General features: G+C 42.9%; 20 protein-coding genes and 6 pseudogenes. 14 read left to right on the top strand and 12 right to left on the bottom strand.

Annotated features, from left to right (window positions below; genetic code table 11):
* The first annotated feature begins 37 nt into the window (after positions 1-37).
* Both AC4CUX_RS02005 and AC4CUX_RS02000 read left to right on the top strand, forming a co-directional pair.
* The gene (locus AC4CUX_RS02005; protein WP_031952572.1) at positions 38-988 is read left to right on the top strand and encodes an IS481 family transposase; all 951 of its coding nucleotides are present in this window, start codon (positions 38-40) and stop codon (positions 986-988) included.
* 198 nt (positions 989-1,186) lie between these two features.
* The gene (locus AC4CUX_RS02000; RefSeq protein WP_114837185.1) at positions 1,187-1,585 is read left to right on the top strand and encodes a hypothetical protein; all 399 of its coding nucleotides are present in this window, start codon (positions 1,187-1,189) and stop codon (positions 1,583-1,585) included.
* Here the strand turns inward: AC4CUX_RS02000 and AC4CUX_RS01995 are convergent.
* Together AC4CUX_RS01995 and AC4CUX_RS01990 are read right to left on the bottom strand one after the other, a co-directional pair.
* Positions 1,512-2,117 (bottom strand): annotated as a pseudogene (locus tag AC4CUX_RS01995) (GNAT family N-acetyltransferase). The gene AC4CUX_RS02000 and the pseudogene AC4CUX_RS01995 overlap by 74 nt on opposite strands.
* Positions 2,117-2,611 (bottom strand): Lrp/AsnC family transcriptional regulator, encoded by a 495-nt coding sequence (locus AC4CUX_RS01990; protein ID WP_004695793.1) that lies wholly within the window; start codon positions 2,609-2,611, stop codon positions 2,117-2,119. The pseudogene AC4CUX_RS01995 and the gene AC4CUX_RS01990 overlap by 1 nt, the downstream one beginning before the upstream one ends.
* A gap of 114 nt (positions 2,612-2,725) precedes the next feature.
* Between AC4CUX_RS01990 and AC4CUX_RS01985 the strand changes: the two genes are divergently transcribed.
* The 6 genes from AC4CUX_RS01985 to AC4CUX_RS01960 all read left to right on the top strand — a co-directional run bounded on the left by AC4CUX_RS01985 (position 2,726) and on the right by AC4CUX_RS01960 (position 10,227).
* On the top strand, positions 2,726-3,331 hold the full coding sequence (locus AC4CUX_RS01985; protein ID WP_087013283.1) for a LysE family translocator: 606 nt from the start codon (positions 2,726-2,728) through the stop codon (positions 3,329-3,331).
* A gap of 481 nt (positions 3,332-3,812) precedes the next feature.
* Positions 3,813-4,565 carry an electron transfer flavoprotein subunit beta/FixA family protein gene (locus AC4CUX_RS01980; RefSeq protein WP_005400499.1) on the top strand — a complete coding sequence of 251 codons (753 nt, stop codon included), beginning with the start codon at positions 3,813-3,815 and terminating at the stop codon, positions 4,563-4,565.
* 17 nt (positions 4,566-4,582) lie between these two features.
* The gene (locus AC4CUX_RS01975) at positions 4,583-5,518 is read left to right on the top strand and encodes an FAD-binding protein (RefSeq protein ID WP_004982561.1); all 936 of its coding nucleotides are present in this window, start codon (positions 4,583-4,585) and stop codon (positions 5,516-5,518) included.
* A gap of 295 nt (positions 5,519-5,813) precedes the next feature.
* On the top strand, positions 5,814-6,422 hold the full coding sequence (locus AC4CUX_RS01970; protein WP_078389622.1) for a hypothetical protein: 609 nt from the start codon (positions 5,814-5,816) through the stop codon (positions 6,420-6,422).
* Positions 6,423-6,728: 306 nt separating this feature from the next.
* Complete coding sequence (gene gyrA, locus AC4CUX_RS01965; protein ID WP_114837184.1) at positions 6,729-9,710, top strand: DNA gyrase subunit A; 2,982 nt, start codon at positions 6,729-6,731, stop codon at positions 9,708-9,710.
* Positions 9,711-9,783: 73 nt separating this feature from the next.
* Positions 9,784-10,227 carry a DUF3887 domain-containing protein gene (locus tag AC4CUX_RS01960; protein WP_490792130.1) on the top strand — a complete coding sequence of 148 codons (444 nt, stop codon included), beginning with the start codon at positions 9,784-9,786 and terminating at the stop codon, positions 10,225-10,227.
* Between the two features lie 33 nt (positions 10,228-10,260).
* Here the strand turns inward: AC4CUX_RS01960 and AC4CUX_RS01955 are convergent, their stop codons facing one another.
* The 4 genes from AC4CUX_RS01955 to AC4CUX_RS01940 are packed head-to-tail and all read right to left on the bottom strand — an operon-like array spanning position 10,261 to position 15,163.
* Positions 10,261-11,349 (bottom strand): ABC transporter permease, encoded by a 1,089-nt coding sequence (locus AC4CUX_RS01955; RefSeq protein WP_490792129.1) that lies wholly within the window; start codon positions 11,347-11,349, stop codon positions 10,261-10,263.
* Positions 11,346-12,476 carry an ABC transporter permease gene (locus tag AC4CUX_RS01950; RefSeq protein ID WP_490792128.1) on the bottom strand — a complete coding sequence of 377 codons (1,131 nt, stop codon included), beginning with the start codon at positions 12,474-12,476 and terminating at the stop codon, positions 11,346-11,348. Before AC4CUX_RS01950 ends, AC4CUX_RS01955 begins: the two co-directional genes overlap by 4 nt.
* Positions 12,476-13,624, bottom strand: a complete 1,149-nt coding sequence (locus AC4CUX_RS01945; protein WP_490792127.1) for an HlyD family secretion protein — start codon at positions 13,622-13,624, stop codon at positions 12,476-12,478. Before AC4CUX_RS01945 ends, AC4CUX_RS01950 begins: the two co-directional genes overlap by 1 nt.
* Before the next feature lie 21 nt (positions 13,625-13,645).
* Positions 13,646-15,163 carry a TolC family protein gene (locus AC4CUX_RS01940; protein WP_490792126.1) on the bottom strand — a complete coding sequence of 506 codons (1,518 nt, stop codon included), beginning with the start codon at positions 15,161-15,163 and terminating at the stop codon, positions 13,646-13,648.
* Positions 15,164-15,504: 341 nt separating this feature from the next.
* Here AC4CUX_RS01940 and serC point away from each other — a divergent pair, with 341 nt between their 5' ends.
* Positions 15,505-16,584 carry a 3-phosphoserine/phosphohydroxythreonine transaminase gene (gene serC, locus AC4CUX_RS01935; protein ID WP_004982544.1) on the top strand — a complete coding sequence of 360 codons (1,080 nt, stop codon included), beginning with the start codon at positions 15,505-15,507 and terminating at the stop codon, positions 16,582-16,584.
* Between the two features lie 122 nt (positions 16,585-16,706).
* Here the strand turns inward: serC and AC4CUX_RS01930 are convergent, their stop codons facing one another.
* The 3 genes and pseudogenes from AC4CUX_RS01930 to AC4CUX_RS01920 form a co-directional block, all read right to left on the bottom strand.
* Positions 16,707-17,663, bottom strand: a complete 957-nt coding sequence (locus AC4CUX_RS01930; protein WP_490792125.1) for a TauD/TfdA dioxygenase family protein — start codon at positions 17,661-17,663, stop codon at positions 16,707-16,709.
* A 165-nt stretch (positions 17,664-17,828) separates the two neighbouring features.
* Positions 17,829-17,963, bottom strand: coding sequence for a hypothetical protein (locus AC4CUX_RS01925; RefSeq protein WP_004982541.1), 135 nt, complete (start codon positions 17,961-17,963; stop codon positions 17,829-17,831).
* A pseudogene (locus AC4CUX_RS01920) lies at positions 17,956-18,843 on the bottom strand (MFS transporter); the annotation flags it as partial. The pseudogene AC4CUX_RS01920 and the gene AC4CUX_RS01925, both read right to left, overlap by 8 nt.
* 86 nt (positions 18,844-18,929) lie before the next feature.
* Here AC4CUX_RS01920 and AC4CUX_RS01915 point away from each other — a divergent pair.
* From AC4CUX_RS01915 to AC4CUX_RS01895, 5 genes and pseudogenes are all read left to right on the top strand, one after another.
* Entirely contained in the window at positions 18,930-19,313 is a 384-nt protein-coding gene (locus AC4CUX_RS01915; protein WP_146857247.1) for a transposase, read from the top strand.
* The gene (tnpB, locus tag AC4CUX_RS01910; protein WP_058951667.1) at positions 19,310-19,645 is read left to right on the top strand and encodes an IS66 family insertion sequence element accessory protein TnpB; all 336 of its coding nucleotides are present in this window, start codon (positions 19,310-19,312) and stop codon (positions 19,643-19,645) included. Before AC4CUX_RS01915 ends, tnpB begins: the two co-directional genes overlap by 4 nt.
* A 74-nt stretch (positions 19,646-19,719) precedes the next feature.
* A pseudogene (gene tnpC, locus AC4CUX_RS01905) lies at positions 19,720-21,099 on the top strand (IS66 family transposase); the annotation flags it as partial.
* Positions 21,100-21,675: 576 nt separating this feature from the next.
* On the top strand, positions 21,676-23,337 hold the full coding sequence (gene ltrA, locus AC4CUX_RS01900) for a group II intron reverse transcriptase/maturase (protein WP_005167203.1): 1,662 nt from the start codon (positions 21,676-21,678) through the stop codon (positions 23,335-23,337).
* A gap of 104 nt (positions 23,338-23,441) precedes the next feature.
* Positions 23,442-23,669: pseudogene (locus AC4CUX_RS01895) on the top strand (transposase domain-containing protein); the annotation flags it as partial.
* Between the two features lie 30 nt (positions 23,670-23,699).
* On the opposite strand, the pseudogene AC4CUX_RS01890 reads toward AC4CUX_RS01895, so the two are convergent.
* The 3 genes and pseudogenes from AC4CUX_RS01890 to AC4CUX_RS01880 all read right to left on the bottom strand — a co-directional run.
* A pseudogene (locus AC4CUX_RS01890) lies at positions 23,700-24,029 on the bottom strand (MFS transporter); the annotation flags it as partial.
* 152 nt (positions 24,030-24,181) lie between these two features.
* Positions 24,182-24,700, bottom strand: a pseudogene (locus tag AC4CUX_RS01885) (OmpW/AlkL family protein); the annotation flags it as partial.
* Positions 24,701-24,736: 36 nt separating this feature from the next.
* Positions 24,737-25,438: an IS1 family transposase gene (locus AC4CUX_RS01880; RefSeq protein WP_004282341.1), complete on the bottom strand. Its 702-nt coding sequence runs from the start codon at positions 25,436-25,438 to the stop codon at positions 24,737-24,739.
* Between the last annotated feature and the right edge of the window lie 19 nt (positions 25,439-25,457).

Below are 25,457 nucleotides of genomic sequence, written 5' to 3'. Positions count from 1 at the left end.
ATGGTGCAATATTCTCAGATAAATGGAAGGAAGCACTATGGGACAAGTTCTACACAGCAGCGCCACAACGACACAGGCAGTGCGTCGAGCAATACAAAATAGTCAAGAGAGCTTAAGAACGCTAGCCAAGCGTTACGGCATCAATCAAAAGACCGTCGCAAAATGGAAGAAACGTACTTCAGTAGATGATCTTACAACCGGCCCAAAGAATCCTCGCTCAAGCGTGTTATCGCCTGAAGATGAGGCGGCAATTGTTGCTTTTCGAAAACGCACTTTGTTGCCGCTAGACGATTGCCTTTATGCATTGCAGCCGAGTATTCCTTATCTGACACGCTCGTCGTTACACCGCTGCTTACAGCGGCATGGTATTTCACGACTGCCTGAGGTACAAGGTGATCGCCCTGTCAGGAAGCGCTTCAAGAGCTACCCCATTGGTTACTTTCATATCGACATCGCTGAGATGCAAACAGCACAGGGTAAGCTTTATCTCTTCGTTGCCATTGATCGCACTTCCAAGTTTGCGTTCACTGAATTGCATACTAAAGCCAGTAAGATGGCAGCCGCGGAGTTCATGCGCAATCTGGTTAAGGCTGTGCCCTATAGAATCCATACGGTGCTAACAGATAACGGCATCCAGTTCACGAACCGCACCTGTGATCGCTACGCCTCTGAGCACATCTTTGATCGGGTTTGTACTGAATGTGGCATTGAACATCGTCTTACCAAGGTTAAGCATCCATGGACCAATGGACAGGTCGAGAGGATGAACCGAACGATTAAAGAAGCTACTGTCAAACGGTTCCATTACGACGATCACACTCAGCTATGCATTCACCTTGCTGATTTTATTGCTGCATACAACTTCGGCCGCAGACTCAAAACACTCAGGGGCCTGACTCCCTACGAATTCATCTGCAAACAGTGGACAGATGAACCTGAACTTTTTAAAATTGATCCGATCCATCAAATGCCGGGACTAAACAGCTAGGGGCTGTGAAATTCGGCATTATTCTTGCTTGAATCAACTAGATCAATAGGTAGCAATCATCGCTCACTTTTGTTGGGAAAAGAGTGATTATGAACTTTTGTAGAATAATAAATTGGCAAAAAATAGAGTATAAACTTAAAAGAGGATGGGCTGAATGTTCCAGTTTAATGAAACGGTAGATTTAAGCTTATATTGAAGATGACAAATGTGAAAATAGGTCAGTGTATGATTTCAGATATACAAGCAAAGTATGATCAACTCAGCTCCGCGCAAAAAGACATTTTTGCGGGCTATGGTTTGCGTCAGGTCAAACACTTTGTTGAAATTAGTTTAGCCAATATTGAGCCTGTACTGCCTGAAAATGCATTTGTTCAAGGCGTCAATGCAGCAGGTAAAGTTCAGGCTTTTAATGCAGAGACTGGGCAATACTATTTATGGATTTCCGATTTACAGTGGCAAGCGACTGCACAGCCCTCAAATAGCATTGATTTAAAAGACGACTTTCTTGAAGTCTGGAAAATTTTTAATCTTGGACAATATGAATTGATTGATTTAAGTCATATTCATCGTGATTTTTTAGAAAGTCAGTTGGCTTAATGGCATAGAGCGTATGTCGAAGCAGTGGGCTATTTTGATCGAGTTTAGGATGATTAAAATAGCCACGATGTTACATGCCGAGACGTTTCATTACCGCTTCAGAAGCCCTATTTTGAACTGCGGTAAAAGCAACAACTTCATCCAGTTTTAAAACCGAAAAAGCAAAATATAGGCAAGCCTGTGCAGCTTCTGTCGCATAACCCTGATGCTAAAACTTCGAGTCCAATCGCCAACCAATTTCGACACAGGGTGAAAAATCAAAGCACTCAGGTTGAGCATGTAAGCCTGTAAATCCAATGAACTCCTGACTATGCTTCAGTTCGACTGCCCAAAAGCCCCAACCATTTTGATTGATGAATTGCTGAAACATTTGCGCAAGGGCATCGCTTTCTGTTTGCGTGAGTGGACTAGGAAAATAACGCATCACTTGAGCATCGGCATTTAACTGCGCAAATGCAGGAAAGTCATCTGCGTGCCAAGCTCTTAGACGTAAACGCGCCGTTTCTATCGCAAAATTTAAATGCGCTGACATTAGATTTCATCAAGCGGGAGTTGGAAACTTTGTTTAATGATTTGACTTGGCAAGTCTGTTTTGACACTGGTAATGCCATTCTTTTTGGTCAAATGTGTGGATTGGAACTCACGATAGCTTTCTAAATCGGGTACCACGACTTTCAGCATTGCATCGCATTCACCTAAAATAATGTAGCATTCCATGACTTGAGGGAGCTCTTTCATGGCTTCAATAAAGGTGTCGATGGTTTCGGCATCTTGACCGACCAGCCAAATACGCGAGAACAGAATCAGTTGAAGGCCAATTTTTTGTGGATCGACCACTGTGGTATAATTTTGAATAACACCTGCTTCTTCTAATAGTTTGACGCGTCTTAGGCATGAAGACGGTGATAGACCGATTTCTCGTGCTAAGTCATTATTTTGAATACGGCCATTGTCTTGTAAGTGGCGAATGATATTTTTATCAATACGGTCAAGTTTTATGCGCACAGACTTTGGTGATTGTTTCATATCTTAGAATATAATTTGAAAAATACGTTTTATTATAGAATAAATTGAAAGCCAATTTTGTATTATTTCGCACATACTAATTTTCACTTTCTAATGGATGAAAGGGGAAAGGAAATGTCTGTATATGTACTCTTTGCACTGACCGTGCTGCCACTAATTTTTACACCTGGGCCAGATATGTTATTTATTCTGTCTCAAGTTATGGGCAAAGATGCAAAAGCAGGCATGATGGCGACTATCGGCGTATGTACAGGCTATTTACTACATTCAATTTTAGTGGCTTTGGGTATTGCTGCCATTATTGTGTCTTTCCCGCTTTTGTTTGAAACCATCCGCTGGCTGGGTATTGCATATTTGTTGTATTTGGCCTTTGGTTTATTAAAGTCGGTTTTTAGCACTAAAAAATTGCAACTAGACCGAAAAACGGAAAATAACCCGATCAAAAAAGGCTTTTTTACCGCACTATTAAATCCTAAAGGTATGCTTATCTATTTTGCAATCTTGCCGCAATTTATCGATAAATCTGCCAACACTGTCAGTCAAGGTTTGATTTTATCTTTACTCTTTATCGCGATGATTTTTGTGGTCTACTGTAGTTTGAGTCTGGTTTTTGCAAAACTGACACAGAAGGCCCCAATAGATGAACGTAAGCAAAAATGGATTGATGGCACTTCAGGTGGTCTGTTGGCATTGGCCGCGACATGGCTGATTGCCAATTAAACTCAGAGAAGCATGTCAGAAGGGCATGCTTTTTTTTGAGGAAGTTTTTAAGATCGCCTAATAAAGCAGCAATATTGTGTCATCGTATGTCTAGAATAATGAGTATTTGAATCTAAGGCTGCGTGATCTATCTTAAATGACAGATTTGTGAAGCCTGATAAAGATGTAAACAGGCAGTCAATCATCTATTTGATGATGAATATTAGAGAAAAGAAATCAAATCTTTGAATAATGTAAATCAGATAAAAATATAATAAAAATCATAACTTAATCTGAGTGCGATTTTGTGCAAATATAGTGCGTACAAAAAAGTATGAACGCGTCGTTCAGCTAAATTTACGCATTTTTACAGCTCTTTGGTGAATTGTGACTTGACCGAAATGCCGTACACATTGCAAGATAGGGCACCTAAAAAAATTTAAGTGAAGAGTTAAACTAACTTTTCTCAACATTTACATTTGCTAAAACAGCCGAGGATTACATGAAGGCTCTTGTTGCTGTAAAACGTGTGGTTGATGCCAACGTTAAAGTTCGCGTTAAGCCGGACAACAGTGGTGTTGACTTAACCAACGTTAAAATGTCAATTAACCCATTCTGTGAAATTGCAGTGGAAGAAGCGGTTCGCTTAAAAGAAAAAGGAACTGTTTCAGAAATCATCGTTGTTTCTATTGGTCCTAAAGAAGCGCAAGAGCAAATCCGTTCTGCAATGGCGCTTGGTGCTGACCGCGGTATCTTAGTTGAAGCTGATGACAGCCAACTGGGTGCTTTAGAAATTGCGAAAGTGTTGAAAGGCGTTGTTGACGCTGAACAACCTCAGTTGATTCTTCTTGGTAAGCAAGCAATTGATGATGACTCTAACCAAGTTGGCCAAATGCTTGGTGCGCTTCTAGGTGCAGGTCAAGGTACTTTTGCTTCTGAAGTTAAAGTTGATGGCGACAAAGTACAAGTAACTCGTGAAATCGACGGCGGTTTACAAACTGTTGAGCTTGCACTTCCAGCGATCATCACCACTGACTTACGTTTGAACGAGCCACGTTATGCCGCTCTTCCAAACATCATGAAAGCGCGTAAAAAACCGCTGGATACGAAGTCTCCTGCTGATTTTGGTGTTTCTACGACAACTAAACTTAAAACAGTTAAAGTTGAAGCGCCTGCTGAACGTAAAGCCGGCGTACAAGTGAAGTCTGTAGACGAACTTGTAGAAAAACTAAAAAATGAAGCGAAAGTGATCTAATACAGAAGGATAAAATCATGAGTATTTTAGTTATCGCTGAGCACGACAACAAAGCACTAAACGGTGCAACTTTAAACGTTGTTGCAGCAGCTCAAAAAATCGGTGGTGATATCACTGTATTAGTTGCTGGTTCTGGCGCTCAAGCTGTTGCTGATGCTGCTGCAAAAGTTGCGGGTGTAAGCAAAGTATTACTTGCTGACAACGCAGTTTACGCAAACCAATTGGCTGAAAACGTTGCAGCTTTGGTTGCAGATATTGCTAAAGGTGGTTTCAAACACGTATTGGCTGCATCAACTACAACGGGTAAGAATATTCTTCCACGTGTGGCTGCTCTTCTTGATGTCAGCATGATTACAGACATCATTGCTGTTGAATCTGCAAATACGTTTAAGCGTCCAATCTATGCAGGTAACGCGATTGCAACAGTTCAGTCTGATGAAGCAATCATTGTTGGTACTGTACGTGGTACAGCATTTGACCCTGTCGCTGCTGAAGGTGGTTCTGCTGCGGTTGAAGCTGTAAGCGAAGCAAAAGATGCGGGTATCTCTAAGTTTGTTGCTGAAGAGATCGTAAAATCTGAACGCCCAGAATTAACTGCTGCGCGTATCGTGGTTTCAGGTGGTCGTGGTGTGGGTTCAGGTGAGAACTACCATACTGTTCTTGATCCATTGGCTGACAAATTGGGCGCTGCTCAAGGTGCATCACGTGCTGCGGTTGACGCAGGTTTTGTTCCAAACGACATGCAAGTAGGTCAAACAGGTAAAATTGTTGCACCTGACCTGTATATCGCTGTAGGTATCTCTGGTGCGATCCAGCACTTGGCGGGTATGAAAGACTCTAAAGTGATCGTTGCGATCAACAAAGACGAAGAAGCACCTATCAATGCAGTAGCGGATTACTGGTTAGTAGGTGATTTGAATACCGTTGTTCCAGAGTTAGTATCTAAAATCTAATTCCTGACAACGTTTCAAAAAACGCTTTTGTGCAAGCAGTTTAAGCAATGCTTAGCTGTCATGTGCAGGAGCGTTTTTTTATGTGCGTAAATCAATCTCAATATTATAAAAAATCAAAATCACTCGATATTTATTTTGTTATTTTAAGTCCTTGTATTTTGCAAATAATAATGAAAATTTAAGCATTTCTTAAGATGAGTGTGCATCTGAATATTCAGATTTATGATACTATTTGCCATCCATTTTTAAGCTTAACTTACATAAAACTTTTTTTGTTAAGTTGGGAGTCGTGATTTTGCTGATTGATACGCGTGTATCGTGGTCTGTTCTGATCCTTGCTGTTCTGTGTTTAATCTTTCCATTTTTGGCTGATCTACAGCTTCCACTTTTAGGTGGTGCTGTTGTACGTGGCGTGGAAAATATACAAGCTCTACTTTTATTGATATTCGCTGTATTTAGTTATTTTTATATGCAGCCGATGCGTCTTCCAGAGGGTAAAAAGTATTTTTGGATCTGGGGAGTACTGTGGTGGTTACTTTTATTTGGGCGTAGCACCAGTTGGGGTAGAGACTATTTCCCTGAGGTCCCAAAAGTATATTTTCGTGGCATCTCGGTAGTTTTGATTGGTTCAGTCGTATTTATGTTGTTGGTTAAACCATTGCGCCATGAGATTGCGATAAAAATGAAGAACATTACGATACCTGCTTGGGCAATGCTGCTCACGGTGTTGGGTTTGATTATTTCTGACGGCATTGAACACAGTCGCATTTATGGTGGAATTTTCTTACATCAGATTGCTTATAAAGACCTTATGGAGGAGCTATATGAGTTTCCTTTAATATTGGGCTTGTTTATGGTGGCATTTCATATTATGCGGCGCGATAAGCAAGGGGTTGATCAGTAAGTCCAAAGATAGGCAAGACATGGCTTAAAGCTCTCAAAAATGAGGGCTTTTTTGCATTTTACGCAACGTTAATAGGGAATGTGATGGAGCTGTAAATGTTCATCCTATACATGTGTAAAAAATAACCCCTAAATTAAAGAAAATTAACGAGATTAACTGTGGTGACGTGGCACAAAAATCAGAGTGTTTATGCTATAATTTACGGCTATATTTCAGTTTTTAGTTCAGTATTTTGAACTAATAATTTTGCAAGTTTTACGACATATAAATGCAAGCGGTTTTACGTTTGTAGAATAAGGAGTATGCATGAGCGTATCGGAAATCAGACCGATTGCGATTGAGGATGAACTCAAGAACTCGTATCTTGACTATGCAATGAGCGTGATTGTTTCTCGTGCTTTGCCAGATGTTCGAGATGGTCTAAAACCTGTTCATCGTCGTGTGCTTTATGCAATGCACGAATTGGGTAATGACTACAACAAAGCTTATAAAAAGTCTGCCCGCGTGGTTGGTGATGTGATCGGTAAATATCACCCACACGGTGATTCTGCTGTTTATGAAACCATTGTTCGTATGGCTCAAGACTTTAGCTTGCGTTATCAATTGGTTGATGGTCAGGGGAACTTTGGTTCGGTCGATGGCGATAGCGCAGCTGCGATGCGTTATACCGAAGTTCGTATGCGTAAGTTGACTCATGAAATCCTTGCCGATCTTGAAAAAGATACGGTGGATTGGGAAGACAACTACGACGGCTCTGAACGTATTCCGCAAGTGATGCCAACGCGTATTCCTAACTTACTGATTAACGGTACTACAGGTATTGCTGTGGGTATGGCGACCAATATGGCGCCGCACAATATGACTGAAGTAGTGAACGCTTGTTTGGCCTATGCTGAAAACCCAAATATTTCAATTGAAGGATTGATGGAATATATTTCGGGTCCAGACTTTCCTACAGGTGGCATTATTTACGGTAAAGCGGGCATTGTTGATGCTTACCGTACGGGTAAAGGTCGTTTGCATATTCGTGGTAAATACCACTTTGAAGAAGACCAAAAAACAGGTCGTACCACGATCGTTTTCACAGAAATTCCATATCAAGTCAACAAAGCAAGAACCATTGAACGTATCGCTGAGTTGGTGAAAGAGAAAAAACTGGAAGGTATTTCTGAGCTACGTGACGAATCTGACAAAGACGGGATGCGTATTGCCATCGATTTAAAGCGTGGTGAAAACGCCGAAGTTGTGGTAAATAACTTATTCCAAAACACGCAGTTGGAAAACTCTTTCAGCATTAACATGGTGTGCTTAGATAACGGCCAGCCGAAGTTAATGAACTTGAAAGACATTGTTGCGGCATTTATTCGTCACCGCCAAGAAGTAGTGACGCGTCGTACCATGTTTGAATTGCGCAAAGCACGTGAGCGCGGCCATATTTTAGAAGGTTTGACGGTAGCATTAGCAAATATTGATGCGATCATTGAGACCATTAAAACTTCTGCAAACCCAGCTGAGGCTCGTGAGCGTTTACAAGCAGGTGAGTGGGCAGCAGGGAATGTGATTGCATTGCTTGAAAAAGCAGGTTCTGTTTCTGTACGTCCAGACGAAATTGAAGGTGAAGATCCAAGCCGTCCATTTGGTTTAGATGGTCAGATTTATCGTTTATCGCCTGCGCAAGTTGGTGCGATTCTTGAGCTTCGTTTGCACCGTTTAACGGGTCTTGAACAAGACAAGTTACAAGCTGAATATACTGAAATTTTAGGTCAAATTGCTGAACTCACAGCTATTTTAAATGACTTCAATTTATTGATGGCCGTGATTAAAGAAGAATTAGCTTTAATTTTGCAACAATATGGTGATGCTCGTCGTACTGCAATTGTTGAGTCTCGTATTGACTTCTCTCGTGAAGATTTAATTCCTGAAGAGCAAGTGGTACTGACTGTTTCAAAAACAGGTTATGCGAAAACTCAACCACTTTCAGACTATGCTGCGCAGCGTCGTGGTGGCCGTGGTAAATCTGCAACATCGATGAAAGAAGATGACTACATCCAGCATCTGATTGTGACCTCTAACCATGCCACAGTGTTGTGCTTTACCAATGTTGGTAAAGTCTATCGCCTGAGAGTGTTTGAAGTGCCTCAAGCATCGCGTGGTTCAAAAGGTCGCCCAATGGTGAACTTATTGCCACTGGATGCCGATGAGACAATCACAGCAATTCTTCCTGTGATTGATGCGCCGAAGAAATTTAAAGAACGCTTAGCTGAGTTCAAAAACTTTGTGCGCAGCAATGTCGCGACATTACGTGAAAATAGTATTATCGACGCGCATTATGAAGCGTTAAAAGCTTCATTCGATGAGTTGGCTGAAGATGCTGATGAACTCTCTGATGCATTACGTAAGCAATTGAAAGAGTTGGGTGTTGAGCTTTCAACAACAGATTTGGACAATGAAACCGTTGTTGAATTTGCTGATCTTGCAGAGAAAATGCGTAAGAACTTCTTTGTATTTATGGCAACTGCATCTGGTACGGTCAAGCGTGTTGAATTAGAACAATTTAGTAATGTTCGTTCAAACGGCTTACGTGCAATTGAGCTGAAAGAAGAAGATACCTTGATTGGTGTTGCAATCACTGATGGCGAACAGCAAATCATGTTGTTCTCAAATGAAGGTAAAGCAATCCGCTTCTCTGAAACTGATGCACGTGTGATGGGGCGAACTGCAAAAGGGGTACGTGGTATGCGCGTCACTTTAGCTGCAGCCCAGGCCGAAGATGATGTTGAAACTGACACAGATTCAGATGATGAAGAATCTTCTGATTTAAATGTGGCAAGCCGTATTGTTTCATTAGTTGTTGTACCTGAAACTGGCGAAGTACTGTGTGCTTCTGCAAATGGTTATGGGAAACGTACGCCTGTTGATGACTTCCCAACCAAGAAACGTGGTGGTAAAGGTGTTATTGCCATCAAAACATCTGAACGTAACGGTGAGTTGGTCGGTGCGGTTGCAATTGATGAATCTAAAGAGTTGATGTTGATTTCTGATGGCGGTACTTTAGTTCGTACTCGTGCCTCTGAAGTTGCTAGAACGGGTCGTAATGCACAAGGTGTACGTCTGATTCGTTTAGGTAATGAAGAAATCTTGGTCGGTGTCGTTGCTGTTGAAGCAGTTGAAGTCGAAGATGATATTTTAGATGCTTCTATTGAAACAACTGAAGAAACTGTGGTTGACGAAGTAAATGTAGATGCATCTGAAAATACTACAGATACCAATACATCGAACGAAGACTAACTGAATGAAAAAGAAAAGGGCGCTTCGGCGTCCTTTTTCATATTGGCGATGACCTAGTGGTGGATAAGATTTTATGAAAGCAAAATTACTGGTTTTGAGTTGTGCGTTGGCTTTAACAGCGTGTGATAAATTGGGACAACAGGCATTGGATTCGATCCCAAATCCGAGTCCTGCTCAAGAGAAAGTAGCTCAGCAAGCTTATCAAGCCTTTACTCAGGGCGATTTTCCGCAGCTATATACTTATTTTGAGCCAGAGTTACAGCGTAAATTTAAAACTCATGAAAAAGACATGCGCAAATTTGCAAAATCGATTCCTAAACAAGCCATAACGACTCAAAAAATTGTATCGAAACACATTGAAAAATCGACAGAAAAACTAAGTTTGTATGCAGTTACCTATGAGTATGCTTATAGCAATAAAAACCTAGTTCAATACGATGTTGGTTTCGACAAAGCAGGCGGAAGCACAAAAATTCGCAGCTTTGATGTCAAACTTTATGGGGCTTCAACGGATTAAATGGGTAGGATTGCTATCAATACGTTCTAAAATTTAGCGATGCTTGAGACGCCAATAAGCAAATGCTGCGCAAACTATACCAAACACAAAGAGATACAGTAGTTTCGACAGAATAAGTGCAGTTGGTACACCCATTTGGTTCAGTTGAATAAACATTTGAATCCCTTGGGTCGATGGCAAAACATTACCCAAGTATTGCATCCAAGCGGGCATTGCGGCGTGTGGCCATGCTGTTCCTGAAAGTAGAAATAGCGGAATAGAGGTAAATACAATGACATGTCCTGCACGTTCAGGCATATCGAAAAATGTTGAAATCAACATGCCTAAAGCCACGATACAGCCTATAAAAATCGGCACGGCCAGTAACATGCCACTAAAATTTCCCCCATGTGGGTAGTCATTTAACCAATAAATAAAGCCAAATAAATATAAACAACCGAGCATACCAATGGTCAGAATGGTGCAAAAAATCGCAAAAAATTCTGTCGTCGTTGGTCGCCATTTCTGTTCGCGGTATCCGGCCAACAACATCCCTAAACCGAGCACGATGGTTTGATGAATAATCAGCGGAGCAATGGCGGGGAAAATATAACTACCATAACCCGACATGGTGTTAAAAAGCGGCGTTTGATGAATGGAAATAGTTGGAGAAAAGTGCGAAATATTGCCAAATTTTTCCACGTGCTCGCGTACAGCATTTTCAATTGAGGTAGCGAGACCTAGTCCAATTTGCTTGGTTTTTAAAAAGTTTGCCGCGCTGAGATAGAGCCCAATCCCACCGACTTCGCCATGCCGAAGACTATTGGAAAGATTTTCGGGTAAGAGCAAAATACCATCGGCTTGCTGTTGTTTAATCATATTTTCAGCATCGAGGAAATTGCCCGTCACAGCTTTCACTTCAACATTTGGACTGAGCGAAACTTGCTGAATGATGTTATTGGTCACGATACTTTGTTCTTCATCCACAATTACAATCGGCAAAGCTTCTGATTGCTGTGCTTTGTAGGCAGTCGGATAGAAAACACTATAGAAAATCACCGAGAGGATGAGCGTGGTTAAAATCGACTGATTGGTGATGATGTCTTTAAATGTTTTGAGGTAATAGTGCAAAAATGACTTCATGATACTGCTCCTTTGATTCTTTTTTTGAGGAGCAGGACAGAGGTCACAGCGTAAAAGACCACATAGAGGATAAGTACGAGTAAAGGCAACAGCGATGAACTGATTGGGCTACCAATGACCCATTGTTCGGTTTGTAGTTTGGCATAAGGTGTGTAAGGGATAATATTGGCCCAAAATTTGGTAAACAGTGGTGCGTTATTTAAGGGGAGCGTCACTCCTGCAAAACTGAGCGAAGAGCCACCATACACAGCAATTAAACCAAAGGTTTTAGATAAGTTGTTGGTGGCTAAAACAATGGTGCTACTGATCAAGGCATAGGCGCTATAAAATAAAAGCTGTGCCAACATGATGAACCAAAGCTGACCAGCAACAAACCAACCGCGAATTTCGACTAGCCAAAACATCCACGCCCATGTCCATAAGCTAAAAATAAGTACATAGGTCAGGTTTTTCGTGAGGATGGCTTTAAAAGCAGATTGCTTGTTTAGCCAATTTTGCGCTGTATGAAACTTAAATTCTTGACCGACTGAAAATGCGACACAGCAGCAGAGTAGTAAATGCAAAATCGCAGGAATCATAAAGGGTTCTAAATAGAACTCATAACTCAAATTTGGGTTGTATAAGGTCGAAATTTTAACGTGTGGCGTAGGTACATCTAAATAAGGAATAGTATTTTCTAAATAGCTTTCACCAGCATAGTCTGCCATGGCTTCAACTGTGCTGAGTAACATAGCTGATGAAATGGTGTTCCCCACACTAAAGTAACTTTGGTTATAGGCAATGCTGATTTCAGCATCTTTAGCTTGAACAAAACGTTGTTCGGCGCCATTGGGAATACTGACGTAACCCCAAACTTTGGTTTGGTTCAGTAACTTTTCGACTTCAGTATTTTGATCACTGACGATGGCGACATCTAGAGTATGGTTGAGTCTCAAGTAGCGCTGTATATTTTGGCTCAGTTCACTTTGGTCTTGGTCAATAATCGCAATAGGCAAATGTTCGGGTTTACCTTGGGCAAACATGCTGGAAAACAGCACGATAATAAACAGTGGGGCAAGCGTGACTAAACATAGATCCCACTTATGTTTGAGTAAATAGTTCAGTTCCCGCAGTAGCCCGCTTAGCATTATTTGCTCTCTTTGACTTTAAACAACACACTCATGCCAACTTTTAGGTCTGGAATGGCTTGCGTAGGTGTCAAATGAACTTTAAAGCTACGAATGTCATAGCCTCCTGTTTGGCGTGTAGTCTTAATAGTGGCAAATTCGCCTTCGGCATCAATATTCTTAATATTAAAGTTTGTATGCAGGTTTAAGGCTGGAATAAAGCCTTCAATTTGTTTTGCCTGATAGATGTTGGCGTATTGGTCTTCACGAATATTCAGTGATACCCAAAGCTCGCGATCTTGAATAATACTGACAATCGGCACACCCATCGCTACCAATTCAGAGGGTTTGCCATAGGTTTTAGACACGGTACCGTCAATCGGCGAGAGTAGTTTGGTTTCAGCTTCAAGTGCATTGACTTCAGCAACAGCTGCTTTTGCAATTTGCACTTGCGCATCTGCTGAACTTTTTTGCTGTGGGGTGCTGCCACGTTCAGCCCGAGCATATTGTTGATATGCTGCTTCTGTCATTTGAGCGGCTGATTGTGCCGCGGCTTGCATTTCATCGCGACGTTGGCGTGAGATGACACCTTGGTGGTACAAGTTTGCACCACGTTGATAGGTGGTTTGTGCCAAAGTTTGCTGTGCTTTCAGTGCTTGCCAGTTGGCGTATAAACTCGCAATATTTTCTTCCTGAGAGCCACGGTCAGCAGTGGACTGGAGTGCTAAAGCAGCCTGTAAGCTGGCCAGTGCTTGCTGTTTTTTGGCATCGACTTCAGGGCTATACAGTCGAACGAGTTCTTGGTTTTTGCTGATCTTCTGTCCGTCATGTACATAAATTTCATCAATTCGACTTGGCACTTTGGTGCTAACATGGATCGTTTCTGCTTCAACTCGACCTTGGATTTCAACCGTTTTCGGTTGATAGGCCTTCCACAGTCCAAAAGCAATCACGATGAATAGAATAATAAGAGCAAGGCCTCCAATCAGCTTGATTGCTTTGGACTTTTGCTCGGTGTTTGTATTGGCTGATGCTGGCTTAGTCTGTTCGGTCTCAGCTTGTACCTGCTCTTGAGTATCATTTGTGGTTAATTCCTCTGTTGATGGCACCGCTTGATCTTCTTGTTTTTCAGGTTTTTGCGGATCAGATTGGTTTTGATCTTGATTCATTAAATGGCTCTCATCAAAGAATTAACGAATAAATCGCGTATTGGGTTGCAGAAGATAGGTTTGGAACTGATGGATCGAACCATGACTTTGTAGAAGCGTCGCCAGTGACATGACATATTTATAGGCATTCAGTGCGGTTTCTGCTTTTAAAGCGCTGAGCATATTTTGTGCATCGATCACTTGGGTCGCTGTTCCCATATCTTCTTTAAAGGACAGTTCTTGTATACGTAAATTTTCTTGCGCTGCTTTTATATTTTGCTGTAATAACTGATCACTTTGCTGCGCTGTGGTGGCTTCGCTATACGATTTATAAATCACATTTTCAATTTCTTGTTTAGTCCGTGCTGTCATCAGTTCAGAAGCGTAGCGTTGTAACTCTGCTGCTTGGACATTTTTGTTTTTATCAATGCCTGAGAACAGATTGTACTGTGCGGCTAAGCCAACGATCCAGTTATTTTTATCGTCCAGACTGTATTCACCAAAGGCAAAAATATGTGGTTTCTTGGCGGCGTTTTGTGCCGTGACATTGGCTTGTGCCAGTTGAGTGTCCATTTGCAGTTTTTGTACTAAGGCCGATTGATCTGCATATGACCTGAGTAGAGTATTTAAATCTTGGTTTTGGGTACTGTTAATAAAGAGTGGTGTGGTTAGCTCAGTAATTTGGCTGCTTTGTAAAAGGTTATTCAGCTGAAATAAACTGGCTTTTAAATTGGCCTGACTGGCTTGTTCACTCCGCTGTGCATTGTTTTTTGCCACTTCAAATTGCATGCGCTGGCCTTTACTAATAAAGCCCTGTTGTTCAAGTTTAAGTGCATTGTCATAGTGTTTTTGCATTGCATGCCAATTATATTGGCTAGACGCGAGCAACTGTTTTTGCAGTTGAACATTGAAATAGGCTTGAATCAGTTCAAAGCGTTGTAGGTCTTGCTGTTGTTTTGTATTGAGTTCGCTACGTTTTGCTTTGATATTGGCGACTTGTTTCACACTTGAGGTTAACCCACCTGTATAAAGCGGCATCATTGCAGAAATGGTCGGGCGTATGACTTGATCTTCTAAGGTAATTTGCGAGCTATTCGGAATAAGCCCGACACCTTTGTGAATGGTTTGATCAATACCTTGCTCTAAACCACTTAAATCGCCCAAATTTGGATAGGCGTTTTGCCACTCATCAATTTTCGTGGCTACACCATCAGTCAGTGTTTGTTCTAAATTATTTTTGAGTGCACCAAGAGGCACATCAAGCTCATTATGAAAAGCATAAGCACGTACGTTCAGATCGATACGGGGTAGCCCCAAACCTTTGACCGCTTCAGCCTCTAGTTTTGAGGCTTGTTGTAAGGCTTGTGTGGCCTGTGTGCTAAACGAGTCTTGTAAAACACTTTGCTCAGCTTGTTGATAGCTGATAGATGCAGCAAAAGTTGTCGAGCTGATTCCGAGACTGAGACCGAACATGCTTAATGACAAGATTGATGGCAGTGATGTACGCAATAGGAATTTGTTGGCTGGTGTATTAAGCATGTTGAATAGTCTTTGTGGCATGAACACGACTCTTTTCTATGTTTTTGCACATTATACGCATAATCTAGCTGTGCTGAATGCTGACTCAGTTACTGAATTGTTTAATTTGCAAATGTATATCAATAGATTAGCGACATTTTTAAGCAAAGGAAATGCTTTCGTTTGAGCTTAGATGAATGGGAAAGCGCCACTGTAATTGATTGAGCAGTGCTGAGTTAAAACTGGATCATTGATCTTGATTGAGTTTTTGACTGTAAAGGTGAGATTACATTGAAATATTTTCAGTTGAATTTACTGCAAGCACTGGCTATCTGTGGTTAAATGCCATCATTTTATTGTGTTTCACTTTGAAAGGAAAAATCATGCGCGCGTACAACTTCTGTGCTGGTCCTGCTGCATTACCTACTGCCGTTTTAGAAAAAGCACAAGCTGAAATGCTTGATTGGCAAGGCAAGGGTCTTTCCATCATGGAAATGAGTCACCGTAGTAAAGACTATGTTGCTGTGGCTGAAAAAGCAGAAGCAGATTTACGTAAACTCATGAACATTCCAGAGAACTATAAAGTCTTGTTCCTTCAAGGTGGTGCTTCACTTCAGTTCTCCGCGATTCCTTTAAACTTGTTGGGTAAAAACAGCAAAGCGGACTATATCCATACTGGAATTTGGTCTGAGAAAGCACTAAAAGAAGCGCAGCGCTATGGCGATATCAACGTCATTGAAGCGGGTACGCAAATTGATGGAAAACTTGCCATTGCAGACTCAAGCACTTGGAACTTATCTCAAGATGCGGCTTATGTGCATTATGTAGACAATGAAACGATTGGTGGTCTTCAGTTTGCGGCTATTCCAGAAACCAATGCACCATTGGTTGCAGACCTGTCTTCAAGTATTTTGTCTGCACCTGTTGATGTGACTAAATTTGGTATCATCTATGCAGGCGCGCAAAAGAACATTGGCCCAGCGGGTTTAACCTTGGTTATTGTTCGTGAAGATCTGCTAGATCAAGCTAAACCTGAAATTCCAAGCATCTTGAAATACGCTTCACAAGCGAAGAATGATTCGATGGTCAATACGCCGTCGACCTATGCTTGGTACTTATCTGGTCTGGTATTTGAATGGTTGCTTGAACAAGGTGGTGTTGAGGCGATTCATAAAGTGAACCTTGAAAAGGCGAAACTGCTTTATGGTTATATCGATGCAAGCGATTTTTATGCAAATCCAATTGCTGTGCAAAACCGTTCAATTATGAATGTGCCGTTTACTTTGGCGAATCCAGATTTGGAAAAACTTTTCCTGAAAGAAGCTGAAGAAAACCATTTGTTGAACCTTGCGGGTCACCGCTCAGTTGGTGGGATGCGCGCAAGTATTTATAACGCGGTTCCTCTAGAAGGCGTGCAAGCCCTAGTGAATTTTATGGATGACTTTGCGAAACGCAATGCTTAAGTCATAGAAATAAAAAAAGCCCATCAAACGATGGGCTTTTTTTATTGGTTTTTTAACAGATTATCTAAAAAAATCGTGACATTTTGGTGTCATGCCAATGAATTATTCATTTTATTTATCGCCTAGTACGGACGCCCACCTGCAAGACTAATACGTTTGAGTAAGCGACGTTGATCGACAGGAAAGGGGCGACGTGAATGTAGTGTCACCTGATTATCCCAAAAGACAATATCTCCAGTTTCCCAGTGATGTTCATAGCGAAACTCAGGTTTGAGGATATGCGTACGAAGTGCAGCAATCAGTTCACTGCCTTCGCTATCATCGACATTGAGTAATTCAACTTCCGAACGGGTATTGAGCCAAAGCGCTTTACGCCCAGATTCTGGATGTGTGCGGACTAAGGGATGAGGATAGGCATGACCTAAAATGGGTTGATCTTTAAAGCGATAATAAGGGCTGTCTCCATAACCCGTATTGCCTGTATTACTTTGCGCACGGACGAATGGGTTATAAGTAATCAGCTGTAGCTGGTCGATCTGCTTTTTCACGTCACCGGGAAGTGCATCATAGGCTTTGATGGTATTGAACCAAGAGGTTTGTCCGCCGTCTTGAGGAAGTTCAAGGGCATAGAGTAGAGAGCCAAAAGAGGGAAGAGGTGTCCACTGGTGATCGGCATGTGGGGTGAGTTCGCCATGACCAGTGTAGTCGCCTTGACCGACTGCATTGGAAACAGGAACCACATCGGGTGGAACACCAGTGTCAGACTGACTAGCCAGCACTGGATTATCTGCACTTGGGCGGAAGATAGAACCAAAATAGCTGGCAAAGGCTAAATATTGCAGATCATCCAAAGTTTGGTTCTTAAAAATTAAAATTAGATGTTCGGCCAAAGCTTGTTTTAAGCGATAAATGGTTTCTCCTGCTTGGGCTTTACGGGCATCTAAACCAAAAACCACAGCACCTAAGGCTTCTTCCGCCAGTGGGATAATTTGTATTTCTTCTGGATTTTGAAATTGTTCAGGTTGATGCCAACGTGGAGCATCATGAATCGCTTGTGAAAGTTGGGTTAATGCGGTCATTTTGATTATTTTCTCTAGATATGGGGGCTAGAGAAAATGTAATCAAAATATGTGTAATCTTAAAATTAAAAGAAGTTCTAAACTTATGAAAAAATTTAAAAAACACTAAGATACTGATTGTATTGATTTTTTTATAATAAAATATATAGCTCAAAATATGCAGATTTAATGTGCGCAAAATGCCTGATTAAAATACTCAAACAGGTCAGGCGTATTCAGCCAAAGGCTAATCGCCAGAGCAAACAAAGCAATAATGCTAATGCCGATACCGCATTTGAGCCATAAAAATGAATTAGTCATGGACAACCGCCTTTTCATCGACAAAGAAATGTACCAGTACGCCAAAAACACTCAGAATAATAGAGAACAGCCAAATCAAGTCATAATTACCTGTCACGTCATGGTTCACACCACCCAGCCATCCACCGAAAAATGAACCAACTTGATGGGTAAAGAACACGATGCCGCTCAGCATGCTCAGATATTTAATACCAAACATATTGGCCACAATACCGTTAGTCAAAGGTACTGTAGATAACCATAATAAACCCATCACCACACCAAAGCTATAGATGGTGAGTGTGCTGAGCGGGAGCATCAAAAAGGCAATAATGGCAATGCCTCTGAGCCCATATAAGCCCATCAGCAACTTCGGTTTAGAATATTTTCCACCTAGCCAGCCTGCAGTGTAAGTGCCAACGATATTAAATAAACCGACCAGCGCCAAGAAAACGGTTCCTGTGGTTGCATTAAAACCATGGTCAATCAAATAGCCAGGTAAATGGATACCTATAAAGACCACTTGGAAGCCACAGACCAAAAAACCGAGTGATAGGAACCAAAATGGTTTATGGTTTTTCGCAATGACTAAAATATCTTTAAAGCTGAGCTGAACTTGGTTGGTTGACGTATTCGGTACAACAAAGGCGGGAGCTTTGAGCATCCAGGCCAGTGGAACAATCATCGCAATTAAAATTGCACTAACGACCAGCGCCGCAGACCAGCCAAAGTTTTGTAACAGCAGTAAGGTTGACGGCAGCATAATGAACTGCCCAAAAGAACCCGCTGCACTGGCAATGCCCATAGCAAGGCTACGTTTTTCAGGCGGTGCAGCACGACCCACCGCGGATAACAATACAGAAAAAGAGGTCGCAGATAATGCTAGGCCTAAAATAAGACCGTAAGCGTCCGCTAAACACACCTTATGAATTCGTCCTATAAGCCTTAATTTAGTCCTCACTTAAAAACAAGTGGGAACTTAAATTTATGACTACAAATAACCAGACATCCATCGCATCTCTTACGATAATACGAAGAACATATAGTGCTGAATTTAAACAGCAGATCGTTCAGGCGTGTAAAGCATCGGAGGTTTCAATTGCTTCGGTCGCTTTGCAACATGGATTGAATACACATCTTGTATCCAAATGGATTCGCTTAATTGATGCTAAGCCAGGGAATGATCGCTCACTACTACCGAATAAACCTGCATTTATTGCCTTATCTTGCTCTGCACCATTAGATCCTATTTCTACTGGCATGTTAACGGTTCAAATTACTTTACCCCACTCAAAAGCAGAAATTGGCTTGAAATGGCAAGTATCAGAAATATCTGCTTTAGCAGAATTACTCAAGGCACTTACAACATGATCCGTATCGATGAAATCTGGTTGTCTACCCAGCCCATGGACATGCGTGCAGGTATGGATACGGCCATGGCTCAGGTGGTGAGAGCCTTTGGCTACATTAAACCGCATTGTGCTTACCTGTTCTGTAATAAACGTGGCCATCGCATGAAAGTGCTGGTACATGATGGACTGGGGATCTGGCTGTGTGCTCGGCGGTTGGAACAGGGCAAATTTCACTGGGCTAAAGTTCATCAGGGTGAAACCCTGGCACTCAGTCCAGAACAGTTACAGGCACTGATCCAGGGTTTGCCTTGGCAGCGCATTGGACGACAGCAAGTGGTCACAATGCTCTAAACTAGCTTGGTCCATTCTGCTATTCTCCAAACGTTCTATTTCATTCTTCTCATGACCTCAGGCATACTGCGGTCATGAATACACTGCCTGATTTAAGCCAACTGACCCATGAACAACTGCTGGAATTTACTAGACAGTTGGCAATGCAGCATCAGTCTTTGGCACAATCAAATCAAGAATTAGAAAAATCAAACCAGCAATTGGATGCCAAAGTTCAACATCTTTCCATTCTCACGCAAAAATACGAGCATGAGCTCGCACTATTTAAACAGCACAAATTTGGCAGTAAAAACGAACATCTCACCGCAAAACAAATCCATCTGTGGGATGAAGCGGTCGAAGAAGATATTGCCGCTGTTGATCTGGAACTGGAACGGCTGAATGCAGATAAAACTGATGCAGCGACACACAAAGCCACAGTCAACAAACCTAAACGTCGACTGCTGCCCGATCATCTACACACCATCCGTATCGAGCATGAACCAACATCAACCCAATGTGCTTGTGGCTGCACCTTGCGTCGTATCGGCGAAGATATCAGTGAAAAACTACATTTCAGACCGGCACAGTTCTATAAGGAACAGCATGTGCGTGGCAAATGGGTCTGTGATCAGTGTGACACACTGACTCAGCAAGCGATGCCCGCCTATTTGATTGATAAAGGCATTGCCAGTCCTGAACTACTGAGCCATGTGTTGGTCTCGAAATACGCAGATCATTTACCGCTGTACCGTCAACGTCTGATCTATCAGCGGGCGGGCATTGATCTGTCCAGATCCACGTTATCTGACTGGATTGGTCGCTGCGGTGTGGAACTGGAACCTCTGGCCAATGCCTTAAAACAGGTGGTGCTGCAACAGCGGGTGATCCATGCCGATGAAACGCCGGTCACCATTATGCGGATGGGTGATAATGAGAAAAAACCAAAGAAAGGTTATGTCTGGGCCTATGCCACCACACAGTACAATCCAGTTCAAGCGGTGATCTATGACTTTCAGGATAGCCGTTCAGGTCAGCATGCAGAAGAGTTCCTGAATGGCTGGCAGGGCCATCTGGTCTGTGATGATTACAGTGGTTATAAAGCACGCTTTAAATCAGGCCAGGTCATTGAGGTGGGCTGCATGGCACATGCACGTCGTAAATTTCATGAACTGCATGTGACCGGGAAAAGTCAGATCGCTGAACAGGCATTAGTGCTGATTCAGAAACTGTATGCCATAGAAGCAGAACTCAGGAAAAAGACCGATGGTACAGCAGAACAGCGCCGCGAATACCGACAACAGCATAGTCAACCGGTGATGCAACAACTGTATGAATGGCTCAACCAGCATCAACTGACGGTGCCATCGAGTTCTCCAACAGCCAAGGCCATCAATTACACTCTGAAGCGTTGGCCAGCTTTAAGCCGCTATCTGGATGATGGCAATCTACCGATTTGCAATAACTGGGTGGAAGTGCGACACGAAGTCGCTTAATGAAGTTGTTCCCCCCTGCGGGAACCACCCGTGTCACCGGGTGAATCTAGAAGGCTGAATAAAGAGCGCCTTCGACAATGTAACGAGGCACCGCAAGGTGCGGGGTATCAATCGTGAGAGGCGTACCCTTCTGGCAGCCATAGCCGGACAAGGGCTAGATAATCGGTATGGTGAACACATGTGAATCTGCGTAACGATCGTTAAGTTGAACGAGCGGAAATGGCTGATACGCTCGAACCAAAACGGTAATGGAGGTGGGAATTGCGTCTTTCGACTACGCATTCGTGACCCATACGCCTCCCGGTCGATAGCAGGCACCTAAGCCGATGTACTTCAGTAAGCGGAACGTGGAAATCCCGTATTACTCCCATTGGGAAAGCAGTTTGCAAAAACTGCCCATGGTGATGCGGGCGAAGGAACGAGGAAAAAGCGAATGCCAGTCTGTAATGGGTTGGATAGAGGTTGAAACATTACCCCACGCGAAAGCGGGCTGACGTCCTTATGGTCTCTCATCACAAGAGAGTGTGTAGAACCCTTTTAATGGAGGGAGAGCAAATGAATGCAGCAGTATCAGCGTGTGCACCTTCCAGCACATCGTGGGACAGCATCGATTGGATTGCTGTACAGCGTCATGTCAGAGGGCTGCAAGCGCGTATTGTGAAGGCGGTACAAGACGGCAGGCATAACAAGGCGAAAGCTTTGCAATGGCTGCTGACTCACTCGTTTAGTGGCAAAGCATTGGCCGTCAAACGAGTGTCTGAAAACAAAGGCAAAAACACGGCTGGGGTCGACAAGGTGACTTGGAATACACCCAAGGCCAAGACCGGTGCGATGATGTCGTTGAAGAGGCGAGGTTACACGCCCCTTCCGCTTCGGAGAGTCCTTATTCCGAAGAAAAATGGCAAGATGAGACCTCTCGGGATACCCACGATGAAATGCCGGGCCATGCAGGCGCTCCATCTGCTGGCTTTGGAACCCATCGCGGAGACCATCGCTGATCGGAACTCTTATGGGTTCAGACCGCAACGCTCAACCGCGGATGCTGCAGCACAGTGCTTTGGTGTGCTGTCAAGAAAAGTAAGTGCGGAGTGGGTGCTAGAGGGTGACATTCAAGGCTGTTTCGACAATATCAGCCATGACTGGATGATCGCCAACCTCCCAATGGACAAGGTGATTCTACGGAAATGGCTCAAAGCCGGTTACGTCTACCAAAGCAAGCTGTTTCCCAGTCTTTCCGGAACACCGCAAGGAGGTATTATCTCCCCGGTGCTGGCCAACATGACCTTGGACGGACTGGAAACGATGCTGGCGAAGAGGTTCTCTAACGCCAAATGGACAGGCAAAAAGCTGCAACTGGTACGGTATGCGGATGATTTCATCATCACGGGGTATTCTAAAGAGTGGCTCGAAAATGAAGTTCGTCCTGCCGTGGTTGAATTTCTGGCGCAGCGCGGTCTCGTGCTCTCTCAGGAAAAGACCAAAATCACGCACATAGGGAACGGGTTCGATTTTCTTGGCTGGAACGTACGTAAGTACAACGGCAAGCTACTGATCAAGCCGTCAAAGGCAAACATCAGCGCTCATCTTGACAAGCTGCGAGCATTAATCAATGCAAACAAAGCGACACGACAGGCCACTTTGATCGGTTTGCTCAACCCGATTCTAAGGGGTTGGGCCAACTATCACAGTCATGTCGTTGCCAAGAAGGTTTTCAACCAGGTAGACAACGCAGTGTGGGAAATGCTCTGGCGATGGGCTGTACGTCGCCACCCTCGCAAGACACTCCGATGGGTCAAAGATCGGTATTTCAAAGTACAAGGAGCGCGTCGATGGGTGTTCTCATGTGATGAACAGTCCGCCGATGGTCGGAAGCGACAATACACATTAGTGTCTGCCTCGGACACGCCAATTGTGCGACATATCAAGATCAAGGCTGCTGCTAACCCTCATGACCCCGCATGGGATGAGTACTTCGAATCCCGATGGGGTAAAAGAATGCTGGTCTCCGCAAAGGGGCGAGCCAAGCTGTATCGGGTGTGGCTAAAACAAGGTGGTCGCTGCTGCGCCTGTCTTAAACCAGTCACCAAAGATACACCATGGCACAGCCGTCATATTGTGAAGCTAAGTCATGGTGGAACGGATGCAGTTGCTAATCTTGAGATTTACCATCTGTATTGTCCGAGGAGTGTTCAGTTTGCCAATGTCAACGATGTATAACCGGGTGCCGAATGGCGCCTTAGCAGAGGCTTGAGCCGTGTGCTGGGAAACTCGCATGCACGGTTCTTAGGGGGTTGGACGTAGGTAACTGCGTCTGACTACCCGACAACCAGATGCGGCCTTGGGCGTTGGGACGTAAGAACTGGTTATTTGCAGGTTCGCTGCGTAGTGGTCAGCGAGCGGCAAACATCATGACTTTAATCCAGTCAGCAAAGCTGAATGGGCTGGATCCGTATGCCTATTTAAGTGATGTGCTGAAAAGATTGCCGACCCATAAAGTGACCCAAATAGAAGAATTGCTACCACACCGCTGGAAATCCAACTCAAATTAAAAAATAGACATGGGGTTCAGCGGACGCTTACATAAGACCGACACTTAAGTTGAGTAACCAACCCGTAGAGCTGACTGCCATGAGCAGCAAACCGATGGTATACAACACCCCACCGACGGCAACCACGATTTTAGAGCCATATTTATCTGCTAATGCGCCTGTAAAGGGCTGCGCAGCGCCCCAAATCAGGTTTTGCATCGCAATCGCTAGACTAAAAACATTATGTCCCCAGCCAAACTCATCACTCATAGGCACAAGGTAGAGTCCAAAGCCATGTCGGACACCCAGTGATAATGCCAGAATTATTGCACTTCCAATGAGCATATAAATCAGCGGTTTGGAAAAACGAGTTTCTGACATATTTCAACCAAAAAATGAGCTTAGAGTTCGCTATATTAAGTAAATTATTTGCTGAAAGCGATGATAAAAAATTGACTATTTGATCAATAAAAACAATGAATATTCATGAAAAAAGACGACTTGGTGTCGTCTTTTTGGTAGTTGTTTGAAGCTTAGAACCGGTAGCCGACACCTGCATACGCCAGAATTGGGTTAATTTCAATATCGGCTGTAGATTTGATTAGTTCACCGTGCGTAGCATCTTTGACGGTGATTGTGGTTTCATTTTTAAGATGAGCATAGGACACCGAGCCGACAGCAAACCATTTATCATTAAAGTCATAGGTGAAACCGACGGTTGCAATAGGCGCGAAGGCATCAGTTGCTTCTAGCTTAACTTTGGGATTGGCTGAACTCTTTTTCCCTTCAAGTGATGCACCAGCATTTCCTTCTTTAATATTGGCAATCATATGACCTGCTGCAATCAAGTCTTTTTCAGTTTGTGGGTTAATTTCCAACTCATTAAAGTAGGCATACATCATTCCAACACCGACATAGGGGCGGAATTTATTCACACCTGTTTTACCAAAGTGATATTGGAACTCGAAAGCAGGTGTCCACGCGCGTGCAGATGCCGCAGGGCCATGTGCTTCCAAATCGGTAATGAAAATATTATTTTTTAAGTCAATATTTAAAAATTCGGTGGTGTTTCAAAAAGTATGCTGGCATTAAACGAATCCATTATTGATATAAAAGAACACTAAATCAAAGGCTTTGAAATGATTTTCAAGCTTTTTGGAGAAGTTGCAGCTTCTCCTAAAGCCTCGCCTGATTCGATGCCGTAATCGACAATTATTGCCTTCTATACCCACAGTGAAAAATTTACCAATCAACTGTTTGCATTCTTTAAAGGTCGTAACAAAGCTATCCCAATGGTCACTTGATATACATGTATAGCTTACACCTAACTGCTTCAATTTTAATTTAAGTCGTTTTGCAGTGGCTAAATCTCGGTTACCCCATACATAAGCAACAATTTCACCTGTTTCTCGATGATAGGCATAAATTAGCCATTGTTTATTTTGCTTATGACCAACAAAAGTCCAAAACTCATCTACTTCAAGGGTTTCATAATGACTTTGCTGTGCTCGAAGTTGATATTTTGATTGGCTAAGTGTCCGTAGAACTTTACCGATACTTACTCTTTCAATTTCTGCTATATCCCTGACACCACTGCCTCGCACCATGAGGTGTAATATTTTGGTTTTGATACCTGAGTGACAGCCTTGATAACTGAGAGCATGATCACCAATAAATTGACGTCTGCATATTTTACATTGGTAATTTTGCTTACCATCTACTTTTGTGCCATTTTTCTTTATACTGTCACTTAGGCAGGCTGGACACTTGATTTCTAGAGTTATTCGCATTTCTCTATTTTATCAAAAT

It is taken from the genome of Acinetobacter sp. 231_lipA (genome assembly GCF_058243005.1).
Note: the sequence above shows the minus strand (reverse complement) of the source record. Positions and strands in the feature narration are given on the sequence as shown.

Coding starts and splice junctions, on each gene's coding strand:
- tnpB (WP_058951667.1), top strand. CDS start 19,310: ATGATCCGTATCGATGAAATCTGGTTGTCTACCCAGCCCATGGACATG.
- AC4CUX_RS01980 (WP_005400499.1), top strand. CDS start 3,813: ATGAAGGCTCTTGTTGCTGTAAAACGTGTGGTTGATGCCAACGTTAAA.
- serC (WP_004982544.1), top strand. CDS start 15,505: ATGCGCGCGTACAACTTCTGTGCTGGTCCTGCTGCATTACCTACTGCC.
- AC4CUX_RS01990 (WP_004695793.1), bottom strand. CDS start 2,611: ATGAAACAATCACCAAAGTCTGTGCGCATAAAACTTGACCGTATTGAT.
- AC4CUX_RS01955 (WP_490792129.1), bottom strand. CDS start 11,349: ATGAAGTCATTTTTGCACTATTACCTCAAAACATTTAAAGACATCATC.
- AC4CUX_RS01985 (WP_087013283.1), top strand. CDS start 2,726: ATGTCTGTATATGTACTCTTTGCACTGACCGTGCTGCCACTAATTTTT.
- AC4CUX_RS02000 (WP_114837185.1), top strand. CDS start 1,187: ATGACAAATGTGAAAATAGGTCAGTGTATGATTTCAGATATACAAGCA.
- AC4CUX_RS01960 (WP_490792130.1), top strand. CDS start 9,784: ATGAAAGCAAAATTACTGGTTTTGAGTTGTGCGTTGGCTTTAACAGCG.
- AC4CUX_RS01940 (WP_490792126.1), bottom strand. CDS start 15,163: ATGCCACAAAGACTATTCAACATGCTTAATACACCAGCCAACAAATTC.
- AC4CUX_RS01950 (WP_490792128.1), bottom strand. CDS start 12,476: ATGCTAAGCGGGCTACTGCGGGAACTGAACTATTTACTCAAACATAAG.
- AC4CUX_RS02005 (WP_031952572.1), top strand. CDS start 38: ATGGGACAAGTTCTACACAGCAGCGCCACAACGACACAGGCAGTGCGT.
- AC4CUX_RS01945 (WP_490792127.1), bottom strand. CDS start 13,624: ATGAATCAAGATCAAAACCAATCTGATCCGCAAAAACCTGAAAAACAA.
- AC4CUX_RS01930 (WP_490792125.1), bottom strand. CDS start 17,663: ATGACCGCATTAACCCAACTTTCACAAGCGATTCATGATGCTCCACGT.
- AC4CUX_RS01925 (WP_004982541.1), bottom strand. CDS start 17,963: ATGACTAATTCATTTTTATGGCTCAAATGCGGTATCGGCATTAGCATT.
- AC4CUX_RS01880 (WP_004282341.1), bottom strand. CDS start 25,438: ATGCGAATAACTCTAGAAATCAAGTGTCCAGCCTGCCTAAGTGACAGT.
- ltrA (WP_005167203.1), top strand. CDS start 21,676: ATGAATGCAGCAGTATCAGCGTGTGCACCTTCCAGCACATCGTGGGAC.
- AC4CUX_RS01915 (WP_146857247.1), top strand. CDS start 18,930: ATGACTACAAATAACCAGACATCCATCGCATCTCTTACGATAATACGA.
- AC4CUX_RS01975 (WP_004982561.1), top strand. CDS start 4,583: ATGAGTATTTTAGTTATCGCTGAGCACGACAACAAAGCACTAAACGGT.
- gyrA (WP_114837184.1), top strand. CDS start 6,729: ATGAGCGTATCGGAAATCAGACCGATTGCGATTGAGGATGAACTCAAG.